The organism is Halocynthiibacter styelae, from assembly GCF_016123485.1.
GTDB classification, from domain to species: domain Bacteria; phylum Pseudomonadota; class Alphaproteobacteria; order Rhodobacterales; family Rhodobacteraceae; genus Halocynthiibacter; species Halocynthiibacter styelae.
Window position 1 is genome coordinate 57449 of sequence record NZ_JADCKQ010000006.1, and the last position, 24880, is coordinate 82328.

25 protein-coding genes are annotated in these 24880 nt (G+C 54.9%); 13 read left to right on the top strand and 12 right to left on the bottom strand.

The window, feature by feature from the left end:
• The first annotated feature begins 3 nt into the window (after nucleotides 1–3).
• The 5 genes from H1D41_RS09520 to H1D41_RS09540 all read left to right on the top strand — a co-directional run bounded on the left by H1D41_RS09520 (nucleotide 4) and on the right by H1D41_RS09540 (nucleotide 4070).
• On the top strand, nucleotides 4–1485 hold the full coding sequence (locus tag H1D41_RS09520; RefSeq protein WP_228848683.1) for an AMP nucleosidase: 1482 nt from the start codon (nucleotides 4–6) through the stop codon (nucleotides 1483–1485).
• A 140-nt stretch (nucleotides 1486–1625) separates the two neighbouring features.
• Nucleotides 1626–1913: an HU family DNA-binding protein gene (locus tag H1D41_RS09525; protein WP_107497862.1), complete on the top strand. Its 288-nt coding sequence runs from the start codon at nucleotides 1626–1628 to the stop codon at nucleotides 1911–1913.
• An 82-nt stretch (nucleotides 1914–1995) separates the two neighbouring features.
• Nucleotides 1996–2865, top strand: coding sequence for a DMT family transporter (locus H1D41_RS09530; RefSeq protein ID WP_228848684.1), 870 nt, complete (start codon nucleotides 1996–1998; stop codon nucleotides 2863–2865).
• 68 nt (nucleotides 2866–2933) lie between these two features.
• On the top strand, nucleotides 2934–3647 hold the full coding sequence (locus tag H1D41_RS09535) for a cytochrome c biogenesis CcdA family protein (RefSeq protein WP_228848685.1): 714 nt from the start codon (nucleotides 2934–2936) through the stop codon (nucleotides 3645–3647).
• A gap of 15 nt (nucleotides 3648–3662) precedes the next feature.
• On the top strand, nucleotides 3663–4070 hold the full coding sequence (locus H1D41_RS09540; protein WP_228848686.1) for a thioredoxin family protein: 408 nt from the start codon (nucleotides 3663–3665) through the stop codon (nucleotides 4068–4070).
• On the opposite strand, the gene H1D41_RS09545 is transcribed toward H1D41_RS09540, so the two are convergent.
• The 3 genes from H1D41_RS09545 to H1D41_RS09555 all read right to left on the bottom strand — a co-directional run bounded on the left by H1D41_RS09545 (nucleotide 4067) and on the right by H1D41_RS09555 (nucleotide 7156).
• Nucleotides 4067–5032, bottom strand: coding sequence for a hypothetical protein (locus tag H1D41_RS09545; RefSeq protein WP_228848687.1), 966 nt, complete (start codon nucleotides 5030–5032; stop codon nucleotides 4067–4069). The two genes, H1D41_RS09540 and H1D41_RS09545, sit on opposite strands and share 4 nt — an antisense overlap.
• A gap of 107 nt (nucleotides 5033–5139) precedes the next feature.
• Nucleotides 5140–6240, bottom strand: coding sequence for a chorismate synthase (gene aroC, locus H1D41_RS09550; protein WP_228848688.1), 1101 nt, complete (start codon nucleotides 6238–6240; stop codon nucleotides 5140–5142).
• A 124-nt stretch (nucleotides 6241–6364) separates the two neighbouring features.
• Nucleotides 6365–7156, bottom strand: a complete 792-nt coding sequence (locus tag H1D41_RS09555; RefSeq protein WP_228848689.1) for a porin — start codon at nucleotides 7154–7156, stop codon at nucleotides 6365–6367.
• A gap of 245 nt (nucleotides 7157–7401) precedes the next feature.
• Here H1D41_RS09555 and H1D41_RS09560 point away from each other — a divergent pair, with 245 nt between their 5' ends.
• Both H1D41_RS09560 and H1D41_RS18310 read left to right on the top strand, forming a co-directional pair.
• Nucleotides 7402–9525: a methyl-accepting chemotaxis protein gene (locus H1D41_RS09560; RefSeq protein ID WP_228848690.1), complete on the top strand. Its 2124-nt coding sequence runs from the start codon at nucleotides 7402–7404 to the stop codon at nucleotides 9523–9525.
• 70 nt (nucleotides 9526–9595) lie between these two features.
• A complete protein-coding gene (locus H1D41_RS18310) occupies nucleotides 9596–9730 on the top strand; it encodes a hypothetical protein (RefSeq protein WP_267473651.1) in 135 nt (44 codons plus the stop codon).
• A 105-nt stretch (nucleotides 9731–9835) separates the two neighbouring features.
• Here the strand turns inward: H1D41_RS18310 and leuB are convergent, their stop codons facing one another.
• From leuB to H1D41_RS09600, 8 genes are all read right to left on the bottom strand, one after another.
• Nucleotides 9836–10939 carry a 3-isopropylmalate dehydrogenase gene (leuB, locus tag H1D41_RS09565; protein WP_228848691.1) on the bottom strand — a complete coding sequence of 368 codons (1104 nt, stop codon included), beginning with the start codon at nucleotides 10937–10939 and terminating at the stop codon, nucleotides 9836–9838.
• A gap of 73 nt (nucleotides 10940–11012) precedes the next feature.
• Entirely contained in the window at nucleotides 11013–12110 is a 1098-nt protein-coding gene (locus H1D41_RS09570; protein ID WP_324250274.1) for an endonuclease/exonuclease/phosphatase family protein, read from the bottom strand.
• On the bottom strand, nucleotides 12089–12820 hold the full coding sequence (locus H1D41_RS09575; RefSeq protein ID WP_324250272.1) for a hypothetical protein: 732 nt from the start codon (nucleotides 12818–12820) through the stop codon (nucleotides 12089–12091). The genes H1D41_RS09570 and H1D41_RS09575 overlap by 22 nt, the downstream gene beginning before the upstream one ends.
• A 390-nt stretch (nucleotides 12821–13210) precedes the next feature.
• Nucleotides 13211–13816 (bottom strand): 3-isopropylmalate dehydratase small subunit, encoded by a 606-nt coding sequence (gene leuD / locus H1D41_RS09580; RefSeq protein WP_107497851.1) that lies wholly within the window; start codon nucleotides 13814–13816, stop codon nucleotides 13211–13213.
• A 12-nt stretch (nucleotides 13817–13828) separates the two neighbouring features.
• Nucleotides 13829–15235, bottom strand: a complete 1407-nt coding sequence (gene leuC / locus H1D41_RS09585; RefSeq protein WP_228848694.1) for a 3-isopropylmalate dehydratase large subunit — start codon at nucleotides 15233–15235, stop codon at nucleotides 13829–13831.
• 191 nt (nucleotides 15236–15426) lie between these two features.
• Nucleotides 15427–16179: a hypothetical protein gene (locus H1D41_RS09590; RefSeq protein WP_228848695.1), complete on the bottom strand. Its 753-nt coding sequence runs from the start codon at nucleotides 16177–16179 to the stop codon at nucleotides 15427–15429.
• A complete protein-coding gene (locus tag H1D41_RS09595) occupies nucleotides 16176–16583 on the bottom strand; it encodes a VOC family protein (RefSeq protein ID WP_228848696.1) in 408 nt (135 codons plus the stop codon). Before H1D41_RS09595 ends, H1D41_RS09590 begins: the two co-directional genes overlap by 4 nt.
• An 11-nt stretch (nucleotides 16584–16594) precedes the next feature.
• The gene (locus H1D41_RS09600; RefSeq protein WP_228848697.1) at nucleotides 16595–17344 is read right to left on the bottom strand and encodes a sulfite exporter TauE/SafE family protein; all 750 of its coding nucleotides are present in this window, start codon (nucleotides 17342–17344) and stop codon (nucleotides 16595–16597) included.
• Nucleotides 17345–17423: 79 nt separating this feature from the next.
• Here H1D41_RS09600 and H1D41_RS09605 point away from each other — a divergent pair, with 79 nt between their 5' ends.
• From H1D41_RS09605 to rlmH, 4 genes are all read left to right on the top strand, one after another.
• A complete protein-coding gene (locus H1D41_RS09605) occupies nucleotides 17424–18764 on the top strand; it encodes a mechanosensitive ion channel family protein (RefSeq protein ID WP_228848698.1) in 1341 nt (446 codons plus the stop codon).
• Complete coding sequence (locus H1D41_RS09610) at nucleotides 18739–20130, top strand: amidase (RefSeq protein WP_228848699.1); 1392 nt, start codon at nucleotides 18739–18741, stop codon at nucleotides 20128–20130. The genes H1D41_RS09605 and H1D41_RS09610 overlap by 26 nt, the downstream gene beginning before the upstream one ends.
• Before the next feature lie 171 nt (nucleotides 20131–20301).
• On the top strand, nucleotides 20302–20649 hold the full coding sequence (gene rsfS, locus H1D41_RS09615) for a ribosome silencing factor (RefSeq protein ID WP_107497929.1): 348 nt from the start codon (nucleotides 20302–20304) through the stop codon (nucleotides 20647–20649).
• Nucleotides 20650–20652: 3 nt separating this feature from the next.
• Complete coding sequence (gene rlmH, locus H1D41_RS09620; protein ID WP_228848700.1) at nucleotides 20653–21123, top strand: 23S rRNA (pseudouridine(1915)-N(3))-methyltransferase RlmH; 471 nt, start codon at nucleotides 20653–20655, stop codon at nucleotides 21121–21123.
• A gap of 29 nt (nucleotides 21124–21152) precedes the next feature.
• On the opposite strand, the gene H1D41_RS09625 is transcribed toward rlmH, so the two are convergent.
• Nucleotides 21153–21965, bottom strand: a complete 813-nt coding sequence (locus H1D41_RS09625) for a tetratricopeptide repeat protein (protein ID WP_228848701.1) — start codon at nucleotides 21963–21965, stop codon at nucleotides 21153–21155.
• Between the two features lie 259 nt (nucleotides 21966–22224).
• On the opposite strand from H1D41_RS09625, the gene gpmI reads away from it, so the two are divergent.
• Both gpmI and H1D41_RS09635 read left to right on the top strand, forming a co-directional pair.
• Entirely contained in the window at nucleotides 22225–23742 is a 1518-nt protein-coding gene (gpmI, locus tag H1D41_RS09630) for a 2,3-bisphosphoglycerate-independent phosphoglycerate mutase (protein ID WP_228848702.1), read from the top strand.
• Nucleotides 23742–24878: a murein hydrolase activator EnvC family protein gene (locus tag H1D41_RS09635; RefSeq protein WP_394355402.1), complete on the top strand. Its 1137-nt coding sequence runs from the start codon at nucleotides 23742–23744 to the stop codon at nucleotides 24876–24878. Before gpmI ends, H1D41_RS09635 begins: the two co-directional genes overlap by 1 nt.
• Nucleotides 24879–24880 lie beyond the last annotated feature (2 nt).

Genomic DNA, 24880 nt, shown 5'->3' on the forward strand with positions numbered 1-24880 from the left:
AATATGACAGCCGATCCCGAACTTTCGGTGCAATCGCCACCGACACCCGCCCCAAAGGTCTTTACCGACGCCAAAGCCGCGGTCGCGCATCTGTGCGATCTTTATACCACGGCCACCAATTTCCTCTGCGAACGCTTTTCATCCTGCGTTGCCGGTCCGCGCCCGCAGGAACGCTTTCGCGCCTTTTACCCTGAGATCCGGATCAAGACGACAAGTTACGCCCAGGCTGATACCCGTCTTGCCTTTGGACATGTCTCTAATCCGGGGGAATATGCCACAACTGTCACCCGTCCCGATCTGTTCCGCGCCTATCTGGAACATCAGATTGATCTGTTGATGTGCAGCCATGATGTGCCGGTGACAATCGCCGTGTCCGACACGCCGATCCCTGTGCATTTCGCGGTGGTGAACGATGCGAATGTTTCTGTTCCCCAGGGCGGGGCGATGGAATATCCGCTGCGCGATATTTTTGACGTGCCGGATCTGTCCACCACCAATGATGACATCGTGAACGGGACCTTTGAGCCGCCTCACGGCGCACCTCTGCCGCTGGCGCCCTTCACGGCGCAGCGTGTGGATTATTCACTGGCGCGGCTGTCGCACTATACGGCAACCGATCCGGAACACTTCCAGAACCACGTATTGTTCACCAACTACCAGTTCTATGTATCGGAATTTGAAGCCTACGCCCGCGAAATGCTGGCAGATCCGGACAGTGGTTACACCAGCTTTGTTTCCACCGGGAATATCGAGATCACCAAAGCGGATGAAGACTGCCCGCATCCCGCCAAGCTGCCACAGATGCCGACTTACCATCTGAAACGCGCGGATGGCGGTGGCATTACGCTTGTGAACATCGGGGTTGGTCCGTCAAATGCGAAGACCGCCACCGACCACATCGCTGTGCTGCGCCCGCATGCCTGGCTGATGGTTGGGCATTGCGCCGGTCTGCGGAACACCCAGGCCTTGGGTGACTTTGTGCTGGCGCATTCTTATCTGCGCGAAGATCACGTTCTGGATGATGACCTGCCCGTCTGGGTGCCAATCCCGCCGCTGGCCGAAGTTCAGGTGGCCCTGGAACAGGCGGTTGCCGATGTGACCCAGTTGGAAGGCTATGAGCTGAAACGTCTGATGCGGACGGGCACGGTTGCCACCATTGATAACCGGAACTGGGAACTACGCGATCAGTCCGGCCCGGTGCAGCGCCTGTCACAATCCAGGGCTGTGGCGCTGGACATGGAAAGCGCAACCATCGCGGCCAATGGGTTTCGCTTTCGGGTACCATATGGAACGCTGCTGTGCGTCAGTGATAAGCCCTTGCACGGAGAGCTAAAATTACCCGGCATGGCATCTGATTTCTACACAACACAGGTGCAAAGACATCTGAAAATCGGAATTCGGGCGATGGAAATGATCCGCGAAATGCCACTTGAACGGATCCATTCGCGTAAGTTGCGCAGCTTTGAGGAGACTGCATTCCTGTAAATATCAGGAAATTGGGCGATTTTTCGCCAAAATCCCTGAAAAAACTGGCTTTTTAGTCGGGAAATCGTTGTGTCACCTGACACAATCCCTTTAAATGCCTGCAATCACGTCCCAACAGGGCAATAACGAGGAGAACATTAATGACGAAGCCGATGACAAAGACCCAGCTGGTTGCTGCACTTGCAGAAGAAATGGGTGCAGACAAGAAAGCTGCTTCTGGCGCGCTGGATGCTGTTATTGCAGTTATTACCAATGAAGTTTCCGGCGGCGGTGCCGTTACTCTTCCTGGCGTTGGCAAAATTTATTGCCGTGAGCGCCCAGAGCGCATGGTGCGCAACCCTGCGACTGGCGAACAAATCAAAAAAGATGCGGATAAGGTTGTGAAAATGACCATCGCAAAAGCGCTGAAAGACAGCGTTAACGCATAATTGATCTTGCAGGCCCCGGGTCTGAGGATAATAGTGAAAAGGTCGCCCATGGGCGGCCTTTTTGCTTTCCGGGGGATATGACATGGATCTGCGCGCAATTGCGATGGGGCTGGCCTTTGCCTTTATGTGGTCGTCGGCCTTTACCTCTGCACGGATCCTTGTGGAATACGCCCCGCCCCTGACAGCGCTTGCGGTGCGCTTCGCCACATCCGGTGCGCTGGCGATGATCATTGCCTGGTTCATGGGGCAGAACTTTCAGCTGACCCGCGGGCAATGGAAAGCGACGATTGTTTTCGGCATCTGCCAGAACGCGCTTTATCTGGGGCTGAACTTTGTGGCGATGCAGTGGATTGAAGCATCTGTCGCGGCGATCATTGCCTCCACCATGCCGCTGATGGCGGCTTTCCTGGGCTGGATTGTCTTTCGTGAAAAACTTGCCCCTCTGGCGATCCTGGGCCTTCTGGCCGGGGTCATTGGTGTCGCCATTATCATGAGCGGCCGGATTTCCGGGGATGGCATTGATCTGACCGGCGTGATCTTCTGCTTTATTGGCGCGCTGGGGCTGGCGATTGCCACGCTTTCTGTGCGCGGGGCGCTGGCCGGTGGCAACATGATGATGATCGTCGGGTTGCAGATGTGGATTGGCGCTGTGGTGTTGGGTGTCATTGGTCTTGCGACAGAAGAACAGTTTGTGATCTGGAACTGGTCCCTGGTCACGGCCTTTACCTATACAACGCTGGTGCCCGGCCTTGCGGCAACCTTCATCTGGTTTGCGCTTGTATCCCGTATCGGTGCTGTCCGCGCCTCGGTCTTTCATTTCCTGAACCCGTTTCTGGGTGTCGCAGTTGCGGCGGTCATTCTGGGCGAAAGCCTGGGCCTTCTGGATGTGATCGGCGTTGCGGTCATTACCGGGGCGATCATTATGGTGCAGCGGGCGAAGTCCCCGGCCTGAACAAGGACGTAACCCCGCTAACGGCAACGTGAAATGACATTACAGCCCATGCAGGCCACAACAGGCGCATGGAATTTATCTTTGCATATGGCGCGGGTCTGCTGACCCTGATTAACCCCTGCGTTCTGCCGGTTCTGCCGATTGTTCTGGCCAGCGGGTTACAAAGCCACCGTCACGCCCCGGCAGCGATTGCCCTGGGCATGTCCATCAGTTTTGTGGTGTTGGGGATGCTGGTGGCGACGCTGGGCTTTTCTCTGGGCATCCGACCCGATGACATTGCGCGTTATGGTGCCATGGCGATGATTGCCTTTGGGGTGGTCCTGCTGACACCGCGTCTGAGCGATGTGTTTACCGGGGCAACGTCGGGCCTTGCGGCAAAAGCCGATGGTCAGCTTGATCAGGTCGCGCAAGGCGGCTTGCGCGGGCAGGTTATGGGCGGTGCGCTTCTGGGCGCAGTCTGGAGCCCCTGTATCGGCCCGACCCTTGGTGGCGCGATTGCCCTGGCCTCGCAGGGTGAAAGCCTGATGCGGGCGGGCATTATTATGATTTTCTTTGCCCTTGGTGTTTCGACCCTGATCCTTGCCATGGGCTATGGCGCACGGGCCGCGCTGATGCGCCGTCAGGCAACGCTGCGCCGGATTGCAGCAGTATCAAAACCGCTGATGGGTGTGGTGTTTATTCTGGTCGGCACCGCGATCCTGCTGAAATGGCATCACATTGCCGAAGCCTGGGCCCTGCAAAACCTGCCGTACTGGCTTACTGATCTTTCCGTCTCTCTTTAAGAAAAGGACACTGATATGAACCGTCGTACTTTCCTGATGACAACTGCTGCTGCCGCTTTGATGCCTGCCCTGGCCTCTGCCACGCAGAATTATACGCCAGGCCTGGTGGATGAACTGCTGGCAGAAGGCAAAACCGTTTTCATCGATTTCAAAACCGACTGGTGCACAACTTGTGCGGCGCAGGAACGGGTGATTGGCGGCTTGCTGTCAAACAACCCCGAATATGCGGAAAACATCGCCTTTGTGAATGTCGACTGGGACAATTACGCCGATGACGACCTGTCCATTCGCCTGCGCATTCCCCGCCGTTCTACCCTTGTGGTGCTGAAAGGCGAGGAAGAACTGGGCCGTATAGTTGCAGGCACGTCGCGCAGCCAGATCCAGGCCCTGATGGACACGGCTCTGACTGCTGCAAAGGCTTAAGTCGCGCGCGCACCGCCCGTGACCCAACCCGCAGCTTTTTCACCAAGGCTGCGGAATTTGCCGGATGTGCTTTCCAGCTTGCCCATCCAGATCGGATCAGGTGTCTGGCCCTCGGTCACTTTGAAGTACGCCTGAAGAAGACAGGCAATCGCAAAAGGTTCGATCAGCGCGGCTTTCACGGCCCAGGCAAAGATGATGGCGAAGACAAAGCCGCCCGCAGACCAGGCCCCGGGGATCATGTAGACCACCGCACCCGCTGGCGCGAGCATGATCAGAAACACCACAAAGGCCAGAATATAGCTGACGATGGTGATCAGTGCTGCATTCTTCAGCATAGGTTTGGCGTTCTGGGCATACAGCACCAGGGCCTCTTGCGCGCCGGTCCAGGGGTTCTCGGACTTTTCACGGATCAGATGGGCGAGGATCACCTCGTCAATCAGACCCACGGCGACCTTCAGAAAGGCCCGCACGAATTTCATCACGGCATCCAGGCCAGGAATGGGCAGAAGCGATGCGATGCCTTCCACAAGCCCGGTCACCGCGCGGATGACGCCCTTGATCAGCCGATCAATCGCGAACAGCACGTTGGCCTGCGCAAACCGTTCCTTCACGATGCCCTGCGCATAGGAAATCTGCCCTTTGCCGCCCGGTATCTCACGCCCTTCCAGGTGTTCGATCATTGCGGCGATATGGCCTGCCTTCACCATATAAAGAATGTAATCCCGCAGGAAAAACAGCGCAGCACCGGCAAGGCCAAAGCCGCCAAGCCCACCCCAGATGGTGCTGGAAGCCTGAAAATCGCTGTCACCCATCGCGCCAACACCCCAGCCAATGCCTGCGCCCGTGCCCGTGGCCAGGATCCAGGTAACGGCAATGCCGAAATAGACCACCATGCGGAACAAAAGGAAGGGCGCGGTCTTACGCATGACCGCCATAGATGTCGAAAAAGAAAAATCGCTCATAGTATTCTCCGATAAAATTGGATTCAGAATGCAGACACACCCCGGAATAATTCCAGGGTTACAAAAAACGCTTTGTTATTCAAAAACAGGCCAGGGTGGCCGGAAAATCAGCCAATAGTACCCTGGTTTTCGCCCACCTGTCCACGGTGCAACAACAGATGGTCCAGCACAACGCAGGCCATCATCGCTTCGCCCACAGGCACAGCACGCACGCCGACGCAGGGATCATGACGGCCTTTGGTGACGACCTCAATCGGGGTGCCGTCTTTGCGGATGGACTGGCGCGGGGTCAGGATAGACGACGTTGGTTTAACCGCAAACCGCACAACCACATCCTGCCCGGTGGAAATGCCACCCAGGATGCCACCGGCATGGTTTGAGGAATATTCCGGGCCATTTTCACCCATGAAGATTTCATCCGCATTGTCGGTGCCGGTCAGACGGGATGCCGCCATGCCTTCGCCGATCTCAACACCTTTCACAGCGTTGATCGACATCATCGCAGCGGCCAGATCAGTGTCTAACTTGGCGTAAATCGGTGCGCCAAGGCCCGCAGGCAGGTTTTGCGCGATGACTTCAACCGTTGCGCCAACAGAGTTATGTTCCTTACGGATCTTCTGCAGGTAATCTTCCCAGGCTGGGGCGGCTTCCGCATCCGGCAGCCAGAAATCATTGCCTTCAATCGCGCCCAAATCGATCTTTGAACGGTCCAGTTCCATCGCGCCCATGGCGGTCATGTAACCGACGATCTTCACCTCAGGCAGCAGATGGTTCAGAACAGCACGGGCAAGCCCGCCGGCCGCAACCCGCGCAGCGGTTTCACGCGCGGACGAGCGCCCACCACCACGATAATCGCGATTGCCGTATTTCTGGTGATAGGTGATGTCCGCATGACCCGGACGGAAGGTATTGGCGATGTCGCCGTAATCTTTGCTGCGCTGATCGGTGTTTTCGATCATCAGCTGAATGGAAGTACCGGTTGTCTTGCCCTCAAACACACCGGACAGAATATGCACCTGATCCGGTTCATTGCGCTGGGTCATGTTTTTGTTCTGACCCGGGCGGCGTTTATCAAGGAACTGCTGAATAAAAGCTTCATCCACAGGCACGTTCGGCGGGCAGCCATCCACAGTCGCACCCAGCGCCGGCCCGTGGCTTTCACCCCAGGTGGTCACACGAAAAAGATGTCCGAAAGTGTTCATGCTCATGGCGCTGCTCCTGCTCTTCGACTGTCTTTAACGGGAAATGCAGGCACAGAAAAGAGCGGGTATAAAAAAGGCCGCGCAATCTCTTGCGCGACCTGCTGTCTGTCCTCAGCCTGAATACAGAAAATCAGACCGGTCCACCAAAGAGCGGCAGCCCGCTGAACAGGTTCGGATTCACACCATGGCGTGTCAGGCCCACACGTGAATTTGCCGGTTTTCCTCCGAAGGTATAGGTCAGCCCCAGTGTCATGCGATCGACACTATCGCCGTCCAGATCAATGCTGCTGTAAGAGGCGGTCACATAGACCGGCACATTCAGAGCATTGCTCAGGTCGTAACCCGCGTGAATGCCCTTCTCGTCGCTGTCATCCCCGAAGTCATCAATGCTTTCACGATTGTAGAACGCACCAATGTCTATGCCATTGGCAAATTCATAACCAACAGAAAGCCCATAAATGTCGCTTGTTGGATCGAAGGGTGCACCCGCGATATCCGCTTTACCCTGACCAATATAGGCCGACACAGAAAGCGGCCCGTTTTCATACATGCCTTCCAGACCATACAGGCGATAATCGATCCCGTCCGAACCAAAGCTCAGTTCGCCCATGTCAAAGAAGACACCTGCAGAGAAGCCACCACCGATGGCATAAGCCGCGCTCAGGTCAATCTGGTACATGTCGAAATCATCAGGCACCAGACTGTCGAAGTTTACCTGCTGATAGCGCGCCTCGAAACTGAGGTTTTCAGTCACCCCAAAACGCCCGCCAACACCCATCAGAGACCCGTTCAGTGTTGGGCCGCCGAATGGAATGTCAAGGTTTTGCGCGCCAAGACTGAGGTCAACGCCCTTCAGTTCAAACGCAGTGGCCGAAGTGGCCGCACAAATTACAAAGGTAGATACAAGAGCAAAAGATTTCATTTTGTCCCCACAAAATTTAAAAGTTTCTAAACACGCGTCAAAAACATGAAAACTCAGGCTAAATTAAGGCTAAATCAATATAACAGCGGGGCCGGCTTCTGTTTCTTTGCACATATATTTCACCAATCAACCCTGTACGTTTCAGCTTTGCTTTCCCGCACAAACCAACATTTCAAATCCAACTTACCTTTGCTTAAGTCTTTTCTATTAGACCTGTGCCACGACGACGCAAAAGGATACGGCGCATGGGTTTTTTTCGGTTTAATTCAGGTACAGGTAATCAGGACGCCATCCTGGAAAATTCGGCACTGATCGCGGCACTTAATAAGGCACAGGCGATCATCTGGTTTGATCTGAATGGAAATGTCCTGGATGCCAATGATAATTTTCTGCAGGCCATGGGATATTCTCTGGAAGAGGTCAAAGGGGAACATCACCGGATATTCGTACGCCCGGAAACGGCGGATTCACCCGAATATGCAACCTTCTGGGCAGAACTGCGGAATGGAACTTTGTGCAGTGATACATTTGAAAGAGTGCGTAAAAACGGCGCCCCGATCTGGATCGAAGCATCATATAATCCGATCCTGAACACGGAAGGCGAAGTTGTCAAAATCGTAAAATTTGCAACGGATGTCACCGCATCCCGGATGGCCGAACAAGGCGCGACAGGGCAACTTAACGCAATTTCCAGATCGCAGGCGGTTATTGAATTTTCGCCTGAGGGTAAGATATTGAACGCAAACCTGAACTTTGAACAGGCGATGGGATATTCCTGCGATGAAATCATCGGGAAACATCATTCGATGTTCGTCATGTCGGAAGACGCCGCCAGCGCCGAATATGCGTCTTTCTGGAAAGACCTTGCCCGGGGGGAATTCAAAGCCGGTGAATTCCGGCGCAAGGCACAGGGCGGGCGGGAAGTCTGGCTTCAGGCCAGTTATAACCCAATTACCGATTTGCATGGGAATGTTCTGAAAATCGTAAAATTCGCTGCTGATATTACCGCTGAAAAAACATTTTCCGCAGATGCACAGGGGCAGCTTTCTGCCATTTCGAAATCGCAGGCCGTGATTGAATTTGATCTGGAAGGACATATTCTGACGGCAAATCAGAATTTCCTGGATGCGCTTGGCTATCAGCTGGATGAAATCCAGGGCCAGCACCACCGTATGTTTGTTGACCCCGACTATGGAAACTCAGACGAATACAAAACGTTCTGGGCCGACCTGAAACAGGGTAAATTCATGGGTGGGGAATTTATGCGTCTCACCCGGTCTGGTAAACCAATCTGGATACAGGCCACCTATAACCCGATCTTTGACGCGTCGGGCAATCCCTATAAAGTGGTGAAGTTTGCGACGGATATTACGCAGCGGGTACGGGTCGTTGAAACGATCGCGCACTCTCTGCAAAAGCTGTCCAGTGGCGATTTGTGCATTGATATGTCTGACGCCTTCCCCCACGAGTTTGAACGCATCCGGCAGGATTTCAATGCGGCAACCTCTGCCCTGCTTTCCGCCATGAAGGCCATTGTTGAAAATACATCATCCATCCGCGGAGATGTGACACAAATTTCCTCTGCCTCCGCCAATCTTGCGACACGCACCGAAAAACAAGCTGCGGCCCTTGAGGAAACTGCGGCTGCCGTTGATGAACTCACCGCATCTGTGCTGTCCGCGACGGAACTTGCAGAAGCAGCCAAACAGATGTCCATGGACACGAAATCATCTGCCCAGAAAAGTGCCGGCGTGATGAATGAAACCCGCCAGGCCATGGAAAAAATCTCAGAAAGTTCATCAAAGATCTCTCGGATTATCGGCGTGATTGACGAAATTTCTTTCCAGACCAACTTACTGGCGCTGAATGCCGGTGTCGAAGCGGCCCGCGCAGGTGAAGCTGGCCTGGGATTTGCTGTGGTCGCCGCAGAAGTACGGGCCCTGGCGCAGCGATCTTCAGACGCAGCCCAGGAAATCGCAGAACTGATTTCAGCCTCCGCGGATGAAGTCAAAAGCGGTGTAGAACTGGTGGGCAATGCGAACATCAGTATTTCAGAGGTCGAGAATCTGATCATTACAATCAGCGAACGTGTTGAAGAAATTTCAAGTTCTTCCCGGGAACAATCGACCACCCTGAAAGAGATCAACACCGCCATCAATCAGCTGGATCAGGTCACCCAGGAAAACGCCGCCATGTTCGAAGAAAGCAATGCAGCCACACAAAACCTGAGTTATGCGATCAACACGTTGGCAGAAAACACCTCTGCGTTTCAGATCGATCCACATGAAACCGACCATATGTCAGGTCAGTGGGGCGATACATCAGAGATGGCGGAACAATCCGGGATACAGCAGCGTCTGAGTTCGTAAGATCTTATGCCTGGCCCGGGCTGCCCCCCTGGAGGCGCCGAACGTGCAAGAAGTCGGCCAGAGGAGGCGGATGTGCAAATTATGTAAACCCGACCTGATCACCGGAAAATTCACAGACCAGCAAGCCTGGCGCAGCCATTGCCAGGCCGCTGCCCGACAATACAACGGGCTGCACGAACTACAGATGACGATTGGTGCGATTTGATCATGATCCATGCCCCCATTCCCCAAAGGAGACCTAACCTGATCGACACAAAAAAGCCCGGACAATTTGCCCGGGCTTTGAGATTGGTTCGTCAGGGCGCCTGAATTACAGGCTGGCTTCCAGTGCGGCGACCACGGCATCGCCCATTTCAGACGTGGAAACAGGTGTTCCACCATCTGACTGCATCAGGTCACCTGTGCGCACGCCATCTGCCAGCACTTTTTCAACAGCCTGTTCCAGACGTGTTGCTTCATCACCCTGGTCAAAGCTGTAACGCAGAGCCATGGCAAAGCTGAGGATACAGGCGCATGGGTTGGCTTTGCCCTGACCGGTGATGTCTGGTGCCGAACCGTGTACCGGTTCGTACAGTGCTTTGGGGCGACCATTTTCCATTGGCGCACCGAGGGATGCGGATGGCAGCATACCGAGAGAGCCGGTCAGCATCGCAGCGCAATCGGACAGGATGTCACCAAACAGGTTGTCGGTCAGGATGACGTCAAACTGCTTTGGCGCACGGACCAGCTGCATCGCGCCGTTGTCGGCATACATGTGGGACAGTTCGACTTCGGGATAATCCTTCGCAACTTCAGTCACCACTTCGCGCCACAAAATGCCGCTTTCCATGACATTGGCTTTTTCCATGGAACAGAGTTTTTTGTTGCGGCGCATCGCCAGTTCAAACGCGGAACGGGCTGCGCGTTCGATCTCGGATTCGGTGTAACGCTGTGTGTTGATGCCCACACGTTCATTACCTTCTTCGAAGATTCCGCGTGGTTCACCGAAATACACACCAGAGGTCAGTTCGCGAACGATCATGATATCAAGACCAGCAACCAGTTCTTTCTTCAGGGAGGAAAAATCCGCCAGCGCGTCAAAACACTGAGCCGGGCGCAGGTTGGAATACAGATCCATTTCCTTACGCAGGCGCAGCAGGCCGCGTTCAGGTTTTACAGAAAAATCCAGATCATCGTATTTCGGACCACCCACAGCACCCAGCAGAACAGCGTCTGCTTCCTGGGCTTTCGCCATGGTTTCATCGGCCAGAGGCACACCATGTTTGTCATAGGCCGCACCGCCGACAAGATCCTCTGACACATCAAAATTCAGGCCGCGTTTATCGCCAAACCAGGTAATGATTTTGCGCACTTCAGCCATGACTTCCTGACCGATGCCATCACCGGGAAGAATAAGAACAGAGGGATTGCTCATTGGGGTATCCGATCGTTTGAAACTTCGTTGCACCCGAGTACCTTTTGTGCCGCGAAGGGTCAAGAAACAGCGTTCAAAAAGCGATATCCACCCAGACAAGACGATGGGTCGAAGCTGCATCGGCACTGCCATCAGATGGCCAGTGAACGCCGCTGTTTATCACGTTCAGATCGGCGGAAGGCAGAACATAATCAACCCGCATGTTTCCAGGACGACCGGGCTGATCCGGCCAGTCTGCGGTATCAAGCGCCGGATCCCCGCGATGGGTGTTATTGACGCCGCCCTGTTGTTCACTGACCAGACGACCTGCGTTGCTTGTGGGCTGCACATCCTGAACGCGGGGATCAGACACCAGGCGCAACAGGGCATCGCTGCGCCCTGCCCCATCAACCGGATCCAGGTTCAGCCCGCCCAGCAGGACAAAGGGGAAATCATCCGGCTGCCAGGGCAGTTCGCCATTTGCATATTTTAGCCAGAACAGTGTTTCATCATGATTGCGGCGACCGTTGCGATCTTCGGTCCCGTCAAACACCGGCGGCGTCGCATACATCGTCCACAGCAGCAATCTGCCACCATCCGGCAGCAGTACCGGCACGTCGAGATGGGAGGTGGTGGAAAGGCGTTGAATGGCGAATGCAGCATCAGAGGGAAATACGCCTGCATCGGTATGCGGTGGTATAGCCCCAGGCAGATCCCGCCAGAGGAAATTGGAAAAATCTTTCACATCTGCTTGCGCGATGGGGAAACGCGAGAGAATGGCCAGCCCCCCACTGCCTGTAAAAACCCCGAAGCCCTGTGCATCGGAAGGATCCCCCAGATAACCATCACCATCCATATCGAGGCCAGTGAACATCCCGGAATTGGGGAGTGTCGCGAAGAAATGGGGATAATCCGGCCCGTCTTGTTTTAACTGCGCAGCGAAGGCCTTGAGCGCCAGAAAGTCGTGATCAAAATCAAACTTCTGCAAGACAAGAATATCCGGGGAAACGGCAGTTATCACATCAATGATCGCCGCGATCTGTGTGTCTTCCCCACGCAGAATATCACGATACAACAGTCCAGGCCCTTCGCGATCAAGGCCAACATTGAAGCTTGCGATGCGGAATGTTTCATCTGCCGCCGCCGGGGAGGCCAGCAGAAGAAGAAAGATCAGGCAGGCACGTAACCGGATTCGACAGCGCGTTCGTAAGACAGGCGGCGCTGTTCGCGGATCATTTCGGCGATACGGGCCATTGCCATGCCGCGCATAAACAGACTTGCCGGAAGAAACGCCCATATGGCCACCATCCAGATCAGGGTTTGCGAAGACGACAGCGCAGCCGGGTCAAACAGTATGGCCGCAGATTTCATCGTCATCGGGATCAAGAATGGCAGGATAAACCCTAATGAAATGTTAACACGCGCATCCCGGATCAGACGGGACACAACATCACCGCCCGCGGTTGGATCAAATGTCGGCAGGTTCACCCAGACATTAAAAACGCGATCGCGCGCGGGCCAGCCCTGCAGGCGCATCAGAATGGCGAACACCGCAAGGGACAGCAGAGAAATCAGATAAGCCAGGCCCGTCAGCGTCCGGATCAGGAACAGGCTGGACGCATCGCTGTCTTCCGGGAACATCTCTGTCACAAGGCGTACAGGGCTCCAGGGGAAGTCCATCGCATATCCGGTCAACGCGCCAATTGCTGTCATAAATCCAGTCAGAGAGGTTGTTTCAAACTGCCCACGCACCACGATGGAACATAAGAGAACCGTCAGAAACAGCGACATAAACCGGACACGGTTGAATGGCGGGGCATCACGGAATTCGACAAGGCTGGGATATACCGACGCATATTCGGTCATGATCAAAACTGCAGAAAACAAAGCAATCAGTGTCACGATCTGTGCCGTTTCCTGACTTTGCCCAGGCAAAATAAGCGTAGGAGTTGCGATTAACAACATCACTGCGACCGCCCTGGTCATTGCGCCTGCAAATTGTGTAATCAATTTAATTTACCCTGTTATCGGCCCGGAGAAAGAAAACGTTAAGTTCGCCGGATTCGCACAAATACTGGTAACAACAGAACAAAATAACTATCTTGTTTTTGACGCTTTTTAATCGATTCAGCAAGCACCAGTTAAGCATTCATTAATAAATACCTGAATCTAAAGGCAGATTATCTGACATGCTGGTTAATTTTATAAAACCTGGCCCGGCGCGACCGATAGATGAATGAAAAAGCCCGGTAGAATCACTTCCACCGGGCCTTTTCAAATTTCATATTCAGATCACACCCAGGGGCGTGCCTGTGATGCCTGCGCTTCAAATGCGTCAATGGAAGATTTCTTTTCCATGGTCAGGCCGATGTCATCAAGACCTTCCAGCAGGCAGTGCTTTTTGAAAGCGTCAACTTCGAAGGAAATCACATCACCATCAGATGTGGTGATTTCCTGGGCTTCCAGATCCACGGTCATCCGGGCGTTTTCGCCTTTTTCCGCGTCCGCCATCAGCAGATCAACCTGTTCCTGCGGCAGAACAATCGGCAAGATGCCGTTCTTAAAGCAGTTGTTGAAAAAGATGTCAGCGAAGCTGGTGGACACAACACATTTGATGCCGAAATCCGCGATAGCCCAAGGCGCATGTTCACGGGAAGACCCGCAACCAAAGTTGTCACCTGCCACCAGGATTTCTGTCTTGCGATACTGCGGTTTGTTCAGCACGAAATCAGGGATCTCGCTGCCATCACGGTTGAACCGCATTTCATCAAACAGGTTCTTACCAAAGCCGGTGCGTGCGATCGACTTCAGAAAGACTTTTGGGATGATCATATCAGTGTCGATATTCACCAGCGGCATAGGCGCCGCAATTCCGGTCAGTTTTTCAAACTTTTCCATGATTGTGGTTCCTTAAATCAGTTCACGAACATCGGTCAGACGACCGGTCAGGGCAGCGGCGGCAGCCATGCCGGGGGATACAAGGTGCGTACGGCCCTTGTAACCCTGACGGCCTTCAAAGTTCCGGTTGGAAGTAGACGCGCAGCGTTCCCCTTCGGACAGCTGATCCGGGTTCATCGCCAAACACATGGAACATCCGGCCAGACGCCATTCGAAACCGGCATCTTCAAAGATCTTTGCCAGACCTTCTTCTTCCGCCTGCGCACGCACAAGGCCGGAACCCGGCACGATCATTGCACGCATACCGTCTTTGATCTTCTTGCCTTCAACAACTTCTGCAACAGCACGCAGATCTTCGATCCGGCCGTTTGTGCAAGACCCGATGAACACAGTGTCGATTTCGATATCGGTCAGTTTCTGACCCGCGGTCAGGCCCATATATTCGATGGAACGTGCCGCCGCATCAACCTTGCCGCCTTCAAAATCGGACGGGTGTGGAACCACGCCGGAAATTGGCAGAACGTCTTCTGGGGATGTGCCCCAGGTCACAACCGGTGCGATGTCTTCACCTTTCAGGGTGACGACCTTGTCGAAATGCGCGCCTTCATCGGTGAAGAGTGTCTTCCACCAGTTCAGAGCAGCTTCCCACTGGGCACCTTTTGGCGCATGTGGACGACCGTTCACATAATCATATGTAGTCTGATCTGGTGCGATCAGGCCCGCGCGTGCACCGCCTTCAATCGCCATGTTACAGACGGTCATACGGCCTTCCATGGACAGATCACGGATCGCTTCGCCGGTATATTCGATGACATAGCCGGTACCACCACCGGTGCCAGTTTCACCGATCACAGCAAGGGTAATGTCTTTCGCGGTCACACCTGGCTTCAGCTTGCCGGTGATTTCCACTTTCATGTTCTTGGATTTCTTCTGGATCAGGGTCTGGGTTGCCAGAACATGTTCTACTTCAGACGTGCCAATCCCATGGGCCAGCGCACCAAATGCACCGTGGGTCGCTGTGTGGCTGTCGCCACAAACAACAGTCATCCCTGGCAGAGTCCAGCCCTGTTCCGGGCCAACGATGTGTACGATGCCCTGACGAACATCAGACACAGGATAGTAATGCACACCAAATTCTTTGGCGTTGGTATCCAGCGCAGCCACCTGAATGCGGCTTTCTTCGGTCATCTGTGATGGGTCTTCACGACCGGCCGTTGTCGGCACGTTGTGATCCGGAACCGCGATGGTTTTATCCGGCGCATGCACCTTACGGCCCGTCATACGCAGACCTTCAAACGCCTGTGCAGAGGTTACTTCGTGTACCAGGTGACGGTCGATATACAGCAGTGTTGTGCCGTCTTCCGCTTCATGCGCGATATGCGCATCCCAGATTTTATCATAGAGTGTTTTGGGGGACATGTTGGTCCTCTCCCGTATCATTGGTTTTCAGATGTGGCGAATGCTGCAAATGCGCGTGCGAAAGCCGCACGCAACCATCATAGGTCGGCGTTGACAGAGAGCGACTGACCGTAAAAGCGCCATGGTAAAAAAGCGTGGTCATCGATGTCATAGATGCGTTTCATAAAGCCCACATACACCTGACGAAAGATTCATTCAAGGTCAGGATGAGAATAGCTGTTGTGTTGGTTGATCAGTATCTGGTCGACAACTTTTGTGATGAGCGGATCACATCCCAAATTTGCGATGCGTGAGCGTTCGCCTTCGGATGGCCAGCCCCCGAAACGCCACATGGCACCGAAGATGCCGTAACAACCGTAACGTTCATGATCCGGCGAAAAAGAATCTGACATATCCAGAAGCTTCTTCGCGGCTTCGGGCATATCTGAAATGGTGGAAAGCGCGAGTCGTTCTACGCAGTGATTTCCCTGCTCGCAGCCACGATCTCCATCCGCAATCAGATAGCCTCCGCGCAGTTGAACAGGTACTGAATACTCCGTCCAGAAACCATCACGATCAATCAACCCGAGTCGGTTCAGAATGCGCTTCAGTTCGGTTGAAAACGCTGCCTTGCTACGCCAAACCCCTTGTTCATCAGGAGAAATGTCATATTGATCTGCCATATAGAATGCGCAATGCAGAGCATCCTCAAGGCAAGGCAATTCCTCAAATGGGCGCGCGGCAATCATGCGATGGCGTGCTTCTTTCTTTTCAAGCGCCTCAAATCCGACACCTGTCTCGCGGGCAAATCCAAAGTCGGAAAACAATATAGTAAGGCGTTCCCCCGCACTCATATACATGTGTTCGAACTGCTCTCCACTCAACCCGGCACAATAGTCGACCAGTGCCGCAATCAAGCTACGTTCCTCATCATCGGGCAGGTCAAAGAAAAAGGATTTGGTCATTTGACCTCAGGCGCAGGCCCCAGCAGATCCCAACGATTACCAAAAGGGTCTCGGAAAACCGCGACAGAGCCGTAGATTTCATGGCGCGGATCTTCCTCAAAGGTCACGCCATTTTCCAGCATCCGGGCATGATCAGTCGCGAAATCGCTGGTTTTCAGGAAGAATCCCACACGTCCGCCGGTCTGATTGCCAATCGCGGCTTCCTGATCTGCGCCTTTGGCCTGCGCCAGCAAAATGTCTGACCCGACACCCCCATGCGGGCGCACAACGACCCAGCGTTTGCCTTCGCCCTGATCTTCGTCCTGCACCAGATCAAACCCCATTTTATCCACGTAGAATGCAATACCCGCGTCATAATCGGGAACAACAATAGCAATCAGGCCAAGGCTTTGGGTCGGGCGCATAGGAAAACCTTTCAGGTAAAGAGGCGCGCAAGGAAAATCGCGCTCATGATCAGGCCGATCAGAATAATCACCAGACGCACCAGCGCAACCGGCAAGATCTTTGCGATGCGCGCACCTGCAAAGCCGCCTGCGATGGCAGATGCCCCCATGATCAGCGCGGCAGGCCAGGACACGATGCCCGCGACGGCGAATGTCGCGACGGAAATAGCAGAGATCACAAAGCTAAGCGCATTTTTCAGCCCGTTCATCGCGTTCAGATTGTCCCAGCCCCAAAGCGCAAACAGCGCAAGCAGAACAATCCCGAGGCCACCGTTGAAATAACCGCCATACAGCGAAACAAGGAAAATCCCCGGAACGCCCCAGGGCGTCATCTGCCAGGAAGACCGGGCCAATGCGGCAGAAATCTGCTTCTGAAACGCAAAAGCCAGAGTAGCTGCAAACAGAAGGAAAGGCACAATGATAGAGAACACATCATTGGAAGACACAAGCAGCAGCAGCCCGCCAACCAGCCCACCCGCCAGACCAGCGATACAGGCTTTGATCAGCGAAAAACGCGGCAGGGCCAGGATGTCATCGCCAAAACCCATGGCGGCGGACAGATAACCGGGAAAGACCGCGACCGCACTTGTTGCATTGGCGGCCACCGGCGGAATGCCCGCAAAAACCAGGACCGGGAAGGTCAGGAAGGTGCCCCCGCCTGCAATCGCATTCATAATCCCCGCGCCGAAGCCTGCGAGAATGAAAAGGATGGTCTCTGACATTCGTAATTCCCCCTGAAAAGGCAGAAAGCACGTGCGTCCGGATATTGTCCACCCCGCTTTGCCGTGCAACAGTACGGATATGGAGAATGAATTCAGTACCGCCACCGAACTGACAACCGAAGTTCAGGGCTTCCTTGTTCAATTGCAGATGTTTGTTGAAGGTCTGCTGCGGCCTTATCAGCTGTGGCAGGTGGCGATTGCTGTGGGGGTGTTCTGCACCGCCTGGATGATCAACACCCTGATCGGGCCCCGTTTGCATGACTGGATGCGCACGCTGGAAGGACGGCCAAAATGGCAGCTGCGCTGGCTTTTGATCCTGCATCGGCGCATTCATCTGATGCTGTTTATTCTGCTGATCTGGATGACCATATGGTTTATGCGCGAAGTGTTGAACACCTTCCCGTCGCGCACCTATTTGCTGTCAATCATCGGCACGATCAGCGCGGCCTGGTTTGCGATTGCCCTTGCGGTGCAACTGATCCGCAACCAGACCCTGCGTCGGACCATTCGTATTGCCGGCTGGATCTGGGTGACGCTGTATTATTTCGGCTTCCTTGAGGCGACCAGTGCGGTTCTCGACAAAGCAGCCATTGAATTTGGTGATTTCCGTCTGTCTTTGCTGGCGATCCTGAAGGCTGTGATTGTCACCGGCGTTCTGTTCTTTGGTGCCCGTCTGATTTCCGGCACCACATCCACCCGCATTCGCGAGAATGAGGATATTTCCCCGTCCATGCAAGTGCTGGCGGTGAAATTCATTCAAATGGTTCTTTATGGGTCAGCCTTCTTTATCGGGTTGAAAGCTGTTGGGTTTGATCTGACAGGGCTTGCGGTGCTGTCCGGTGCGATTGGTGTTGGCCTTGGTTTTGGTTTGCAGAAAGTTGTGTCGAACCTTGTGTCCGGCGTGATCATCCTTCTGGATAAGTCCATTAAGCCCGGGGATGTTATTTCGCTGGGCGATACCTTTGGCTGGATCGACAGCCTGGGCGCGCGTTATGTGTCCGTCGTTACCCGCGACGGGCGTGAATATCTGATACCGAATGAGGACCTGATTACAGGCCAAGTGGTCAACTGGTCTCATTCCAATGATCTTGTGCGACTCGATATTTTCTTTGGCACCTCTTACGGCTGTGATCCCCATGATGTGCGCCGGATCGCGATTGAAGCGGCCTCGTCTGTCAGCCGTGTTCTGTCTGCGAAAGCCCCCGTTTGTCACATCGTGGGCTTTGGTGACAGTTCTGTTGATTACATCCTGCGCTTCTGGATCAAAGATCCGACCGGCGGGCTGACCAATATCCGGGGCAATGTGTACCTGGCCCTGTGGGATGCCTTTAAGGAACACGGCATTGATCTGCCCTTCCCGCAACGCGAAGTGCGTATTCTGAAAGACGATCCCGATGAACGACCCGTTATCATTGACTGAACTTGATGCCACTGATCTGGCGGCGATGTTGCGTGTTGGCACGCTTTCGGTCCGTCAGTTGGCAGAAGCCTGCCTGGATCGGATCGAAGCAATCAATCCCGATGTAAACGCCATCGTCGCCCTTCGTCCGCGCGAAGACATCCTGGCAGAAGCCGACGCGATGGAGGCTGCAGGCCCGGGCAAGGATCAGCCTTTATGGGGTTTGCCGATTGCGATTAAAGACCTGGAAGAGGTCGCGGGGCTGCGCAGCACATCTGGATCACCCCTGTTCAAAACCCACATTTCCGAAAATGACAGCCTGATGGTCTCGCGCCTGCGCGCCGCCGGGGTTCTGATCATCGGTAAAACCAATGTCCCGGAATTTGGCCTGGGCAGTCACAGCTACAACCCGGTTTACGGCGTGACGCGCAACGCATTCGATCACAGCCGCAGCGCCGGCGGATCAAGTGGCGGGGCCGCTGTGGCGCTTGCAACCGGCATGCTGCCAATTGCCGATGGGTCCGATATGATGGGCAGTCTGCGCAATCCGGCGGGCTGGAATAATGTTTATGGCTTCCGTCCCTCTGCCGGGCTGGTTGCCAAAGATCCGATAGGGGATTCCTGGTCACAGGGGCTTTCCACCAATGGCCCGATGGCGCGCAGTCCGCGGGATATGGATCTGATGTTGAAGGTGATTGGTCAACCAGATCCACAACAGCCCCTGGGCCTGCCAGGGTATCAGGGTTTCGAAAAGGTTAATCCTGAAAACATCACTATTGGATGGATCAGAGACTGGTCCGGTTATTATCCAATGGAAGAAGGGGTGTTGGAAACCTGCGAGACTGCCCTGGCGGCACTGCGCAAGATGGGCGGCAATATTGTTGAATACACGCCCACCATCGCCCCGGAATCGCTTTGGGATGCCTGGTGTATCTTGCGCAGCCACACCGTCGCCATGTCGTCGATGCCGCTTTATGCGGACCCGAAAAAACGCACCCATCTGAAGCCCGCCCATATCTGGGAGATTGAGGAAGGTCTGAATTATTCGGCGCAGGACATCCACCACGCCGGCGTCATCCGGTCTGACTGGTTCCGCGAAGTGGCCCGGCTCGACCTCACCATGCTTGCCTTGCCCAGCGCCCAGATGTTCCCTTTTGATGCAGAACTGGACTGGCCCAAAACCATCGCCGGGCGTGACATGGGCACTTACCACCGCTGGATGGAAGTGGTGATCCCTGCCTCACTTATTGGTCTGCCTGCGGCTTCGATCCCTGCCGGGTTCCACAATGGCCTGCCCATGGGATTGCAGCTGATCGGAAAAACCGGACAGGATGCGCAGGTGCTGGGATTGGCGCAGGCCTTTCATGACGCCACGCAAACCGCATAAAACCCGCCAAAAATCGTGTATCACTTGCACATTGAGCTTTCGCCCCACCGGTGTTACCTTTAAGAGGAGCCCGCGCCGGGCTTTTGCGGCGTGTATCAAGGAGTGAAGACCCTGTCTGAATCTGTACCTGCGGCCAACGAAACCGCCGCAACGCAAGCTGACGCTAAGACGCTGACAAGCGACGCGCTTCTGGCGCGCATCCTTTCCTCACTTGACGAAGACAAAGCCGAAGACGTGGTCGAAGTCGATCTCGCCGGGAAATCCGCGATTGCTGATTACATGGTGATCTGTTCCGGCCGTTCGTCCCGTCAGGTGACATCCATGGCGGAAAAGCTGGCTGATCGCCTGAAGCAGGAATACGGTCGTCTCTGCCGGACTGAAGGCAAAGGCTCTGGTGACTGGGTGCTGGTCGATGCCGGTGACGTCATCGTGCATATCTTCCGCCCGGAAGTGCGTGAGTTCTATCAGCTGGAAAAAATGTGGCTCGACCCGACGGCTGGTCCGGATACCACCGCCTGATCCATGCGCGTTTCGATTTCTGCCATTGGCCGCATGCGCCCCGGACCGGAGCGCACGCTTTTTGACGACTATCAGACCCGTTTTGACCGCACAGGCCGCGCCCATGGGCTTGGTCCGCTGTCGGTGAATGAGGCTGAAGACAAAAAAGGCGGCGGCATGGGCGCAGAAGCGACCCTGCTGGAACGCAGTGTTCCCAAAGGTGCGGTGATCTGCACCATGGATGAACGCGGGAAATTGCTGTCGTCCCCTGATTTTGCACAGAAACTGGCAACCTGGCGCGATCAGGGCGCGCAGGATCTGTGTTTTATCATTGGCGGCGCTGACGGTATTGACCCTGCCCTACGTGCAAAGGCCGATTTTTCCATCAGCCTCGGCAAAATGGTCTGGCCCCACATGCTGGCCCGCGTGATGCTGTCAGAACAGCTTTACCGTGCGGCGTCTATCCTGGCTGGAAGTCCGTATCACCGGGTGTGACCTCGCCAGGGATATGATTCCAGCGCCCCTCAATCACAGTTTTCATATCCTGAAGAGACGCAGATTTCCACCCGTTCCGTAGCCCGCTGGATCTGCGCTGGGGTCAATTGGCTTACCAATCGGCTGCGAAGGTCCAGCCAGGTATCCTGACCATTTATCATCGCAACGGTGAACCACATATAGGTACTTTCCAGATTCTCAGGGACGCCCTCACCAAACTGATACATCGAGCCAAGTAACATCTGCGCAATGGGAAAGCCTTGAACTGCTGCAAGACGATAAAGTCTCACTGCCTCAGTTGAATTTTTCGGAACGCCATCACCACGAGCATACATCACCCCTAGAGCGACTTGCGCATCGGCTCCGCCATGTTCAGCGGCTTGCGTAAACCAGTTTACTGATTCAACCGGATCGCCCTCGTCCCCTAGCTCAGTGTAATAGATAAAACCCAGACTAAGCTTTGCATCAACCCAACCCTGTGCAGCTGCCAGGCGATACAGGCGGATGGCTTCTGGAAGGTTCTGCGTAACGCCCTGCCCCACTCTGTACATATAAGCAAGCTTGTCCCGCCCCAAGACATCACCCTGTAAAGCAGACGCCGCGAATAACCGAAAGGCCGCATCATAATCCTGCCTGACGCCAAACCCTTGCTCGTACATTATTCCCAGAAGTGCCTGCGCCTGACTGTTCCCCTGTTCTGCGAGTGGTTCAAAGTTTTCCAGCGCCACATTGTATTCACCTGAGTTGAACGCCTCCACGCCCAGGTCAAAATCCTGCGCGCTAGTGGATAAGGGGAATACAACCCATGCTACTGCCAATAGAAATGCAATCTTTGATCTCAACAAATTCCTCATCGATCTCTCGCCCCAGTCGAATTCTATGTCTTTCTCATCCGTAAATTTCAGTCGGACTATCCTTCACGACACACTCTAAATCAACCCAGCCTCCACCTTGAACTGCACTGAAGAGACAGTGGTTCGTGATACTCAGCATCACTGGTCACACAGCATGTCCGGGACGTGCCCGGCACACAACTTCACATCCGGTTGCGCCCTGCCTCCAAACACCATAAATATTCCCTGAACTATACAGGAACACCGCATGTCCATTCCGAAACCCGTCGTCCTTTGTATTCTTGATGGATGGGGCGCATCGCGCGATGCCATGGCCAATGCGCCGGTCCAGGCGAACACCCCCAATTTTGACCGTCTGATGCGTGATTACCCCCATGCGCAACTGCTGACGCATGGGCGCGATGCAGGTCTGCCGACAGGGCAGATGGGGAATTCAGAAGTCGGGCACACCAATATCGGCGCAGGCCGGGTTGTGGCGATGGATCTGGGGCAGATTGATCTGGCGATTGAAGACGGGTCTTTCTTTGACAATGACGCGCTTCAGGCTTTCATCGCAAAGCTGAAACAAACCGGCGGCACGGCGCATCTGATGGGGCTTGTCTCTGACGGCGGCGTGCACGGACATATCGACCATATCAAAGCCGCAATCAAAGCTGTGACGGATGCCGGCGTGCCCCTGGCCTTCCATGCAGTGACCGACGGGCGTGATGTCGCGCCGAAATCTGCCATGGGGTATATGGCGGATCTGTGCGCCAGCCTGCCGGAGGGCGCAAAAATTGCCACCGTCACCGGGCGTTATTACGCGATGGATCGTGACAATCGCTGGGAACGTGTGGCGACAGCTTATAACGCGATGATCAAAGGCGAAGGTCCTGAGGCCGCTGATACCGGATCTGTCATCTGCAAAGCCTATCAGGACGGCGTGACCGATGAATTCTTCCCGGCAACCATTCTGAGCGGATATAAGGGTGCAAAGAGTGGCGACGGGTTTTTCTGCCTGAATTTCCGGTCAGATCGCGCCCGTGAAATCCTGCGTGCGATTGGTGAACCTGGCTTTGATGCCTTTGACACTGGCACGCGGCCTGCCTTTGCTGCACTGCTGGGCATGGTGGAATATTCTGACGGGCACAGCGCCTATATGACCACCGCATTTCCGAAGCGAAATATCGTGAATACCCTGGGTGAATGGGTGTCTAAACAAGGAAAAACGCAGTTTCGCCTGGCCGAAACTGAGAAATACCCGCATGTCACATTCTTCCTGAACGGCGGCGTGGAAACCCCTTATCCGGGTGAAGACCGCTACATGCCCGCATCGCCGAAAGTTGCCACATATGATCTACAACCAGAGATGAGCGCGCCGGAAGTCACTGAAAAATTCGTAGAAGCCGTGCACAAAGGGTATGATCTGATCATCACCAATTACGCCAACCCCGATATGGTTGGTCACACCGGCGATTTGAAAGCCGCGATGAAAGCCTGCGAAGCAGTTGATGAAGGCCTGGGTCAGGTTATGGCCGCGCTGGAAGACGTTGGCGGCGTGATGATTGTCACCGCAGATCACGGCAATTGCGAATTGATGACTGATCCTGAAACCGGTGGTCCACACACGGCCCATACCACCAACCCGGTGCCGGTGACCCTGTTTAACGCCGGCAATGGTGTGAATTTGCGCGACGGGCGCCTGGCCGATCTGGCGCCCAGCCTGCTGACGCTGATGCAACTGGAAAAACCGGAAGAGATGACCGGCGAAAGCCTGATTTCCTGATGTGGATCCGGGGTTTTATATGCGCTGCTTTGTTTGCCCTTTCCGGGCAGGCCATCGCGCAATCTGACCCGAAAATCACCGCACAGCGCGCCGCCCTGCAACTGGATACAGCCGCAACTGCGCTTATCCAGGCTGAAAACGCCACTGACCGGGTGAAGGCCCTGACCGAAACTGTCGCCGCTTATGAAGAGGGGCTGATTGCCCTGCGCCAGGGCATTCGTCAGGTGGCAGTGCGTGAATCGGCCCTGCGCCAGATCTTTGATGCGCGCAGCCTGGAAATTTCACGCCTGCTGGCCGCGCTGCAAGCCATGGAACGCAGTCCCGCACCCCTGTTGATGCTGCACCCCTCGGGCCCGGCAGGCACGGCACGATCATCAATGATGCTGGCTGAGGTTACCCCTGCGCTGCAGATCCAGGCCGAATCTCTGAAGCGCCAGATAGACGAGCTGAACCTGCTGCAAGCCATTCAGACCGGTGCGGCAGATGCCTTACGTGAAGGCCTGGCTGGCGTGCAGACGGCACGTGCCCGCCTGTCCGAAGCCCGCGCCGACCGTATTGACCTGCCGCGTCAGTTCAGTGCGGATCCCGAAGCCATGCAGGCCCTTCTGAACAACAGCGAAACTCTGCGTGCTTTTGCTGATGGCCTGAACTCTCTGCCAGAGGGCAACTCCCTTTCCGGGGGGTATGGCCGTCTTGAAGATCTGATCGGCGCATTGGCGCTGCCCGTAAATGGCACACTTTTACGTGGCTATAATGAACCGGACGCTGCAGGCATCACCCGCCCGGGCATTGTCCTTGCCACAATGCCCGAAGCCCTGGTCACCAGCCCCGTCGCTGCCACAATCCGTTACGCAGGCCCGTTGCTTGACTACGGAAATGTGATCATTCTGGAACCAGATTCTCAGCATCTCCTGGTTCTGGCAGGCCTAGGGGCTGTGTATAGTCAGCCAGGAGAGATTGTTCAGCCCGGTACAGCCCTGGGTTTGATGAGCGGTGAAACCACTTTAGGCGCTGTTTCGCCGTTTTCAACAGATGGGACTGGCGCTGAACGATCTGAAACGCTTTATATAGAGCTAAGACAGGGCGACAGCCCGACCGACCCATCGCCCTGGTTTGATCCGGGCAGTGGAAACTGACA

Coding starts and splice junctions, on each gene's coding strand:
- H1D41_RS09520 (WP_228848683.1), top strand. CDS start 4: ATGACAGCCGATCCCGAACTTTCGGTGCAATCGCCACCGACACCCGCC.
- H1D41_RS09525 (WP_107497862.1), top strand. CDS start 1,626: ATGACGAAGCCGATGACAAAGACCCAGCTGGTTGCTGCACTTGCAGAA.
- H1D41_RS09530 (WP_228848684.1), top strand. CDS start 1,996: ATGGATCTGCGCGCAATTGCGATGGGGCTGGCCTTTGCCTTTATGTGG.
- H1D41_RS09535 (WP_228848685.1), top strand. CDS start 2,934: ATGGAATTTATCTTTGCATATGGCGCGGGTCTGCTGACCCTGATTAAC.
- H1D41_RS09540 (WP_228848686.1), top strand. CDS start 3,663: ATGAACCGTCGTACTTTCCTGATGACAACTGCTGCTGCCGCTTTGATG.
- H1D41_RS09545 (WP_228848687.1), bottom strand. CDS start 5,032: ATGAGCGATTTTTCTTTTTCGACATCTATGGCGGTCATGCGTAAGACC.
- aroC (WP_228848688.1), bottom strand. CDS start 6,240: ATGAGCATGAACACTTTCGGACATCTTTTTCGTGTGACCACCTGGGGT.
- H1D41_RS09555 (WP_228848689.1), bottom strand. CDS start 7,156: ATGAAATCTTTTGCTCTTGTATCTACCTTTGTAATTTGTGCGGCCACT.
- H1D41_RS09560 (WP_228848690.1), top strand. CDS start 7,402: ATGGGTTTTTTTCGGTTTAATTCAGGTACAGGTAATCAGGACGCCATC.
- H1D41_RS18310 (WP_267473651.1), top strand. CDS start 9,596: ATGTGCAAATTATGTAAACCCGACCTGATCACCGGAAAATTCACAGAC.
- leuB (WP_228848691.1), bottom strand. CDS start 10,939: ATGAGCAATCCCTCTGTTCTTATTCTTCCCGGTGATGGCATCGGTCAG.
- leuD (WP_107497851.1), bottom strand. CDS start 13,816: ATGGAAAAGTTTGAAAAACTGACCGGAATTGCGGCGCCTATGCCGCTG.
- leuC (WP_228848694.1), bottom strand. CDS start 15,235: ATGTCCCCCAAAACACTCTATGATAAAATCTGGGATGCGCATATCGCG.
- H1D41_RS09590 (WP_228848695.1), bottom strand. CDS start 16,179: ATGACCAAATCCTTTTTCTTTGACCTGCCCGATGATGAGGAACGTAGC.
- H1D41_RS09595 (WP_228848696.1), bottom strand. CDS start 16,583: ATGCGCCCGACCCAAAGCCTTGGCCTGATTGCTATTGTTGTTCCCGAT.
- H1D41_RS09600 (WP_228848697.1), bottom strand. CDS start 17,344: ATGTCAGAGACCATCCTTTTCATTCTCGCAGGCTTCGGCGCGGGGATT.
- H1D41_RS09605 (WP_228848698.1), top strand. CDS start 17,424: ATGGAGAATGAATTCAGTACCGCCACCGAACTGACAACCGAAGTTCAG.
- H1D41_RS09610 (WP_228848699.1), top strand. CDS start 18,739: ATGAACGACCCGTTATCATTGACTGAACTTGATGCCACTGATCTGGCG.
- rlmH (WP_228848700.1), top strand. CDS start 20,653: ATGCGCGTTTCGATTTCTGCCATTGGCCGCATGCGCCCCGGACCGGAG.
- gpmI (WP_228848702.1), top strand. CDS start 22,225: ATGTCCATTCCGAAACCCGTCGTCCTTTGTATTCTTGATGGATGGGGC.
- H1D41_RS09635 (WP_394355402.1), top strand. CDS start 23,742: ATGTGGATCCGGGGTTTTATATGCGCTGCTTTGTTTGCCCTTTCCGGG.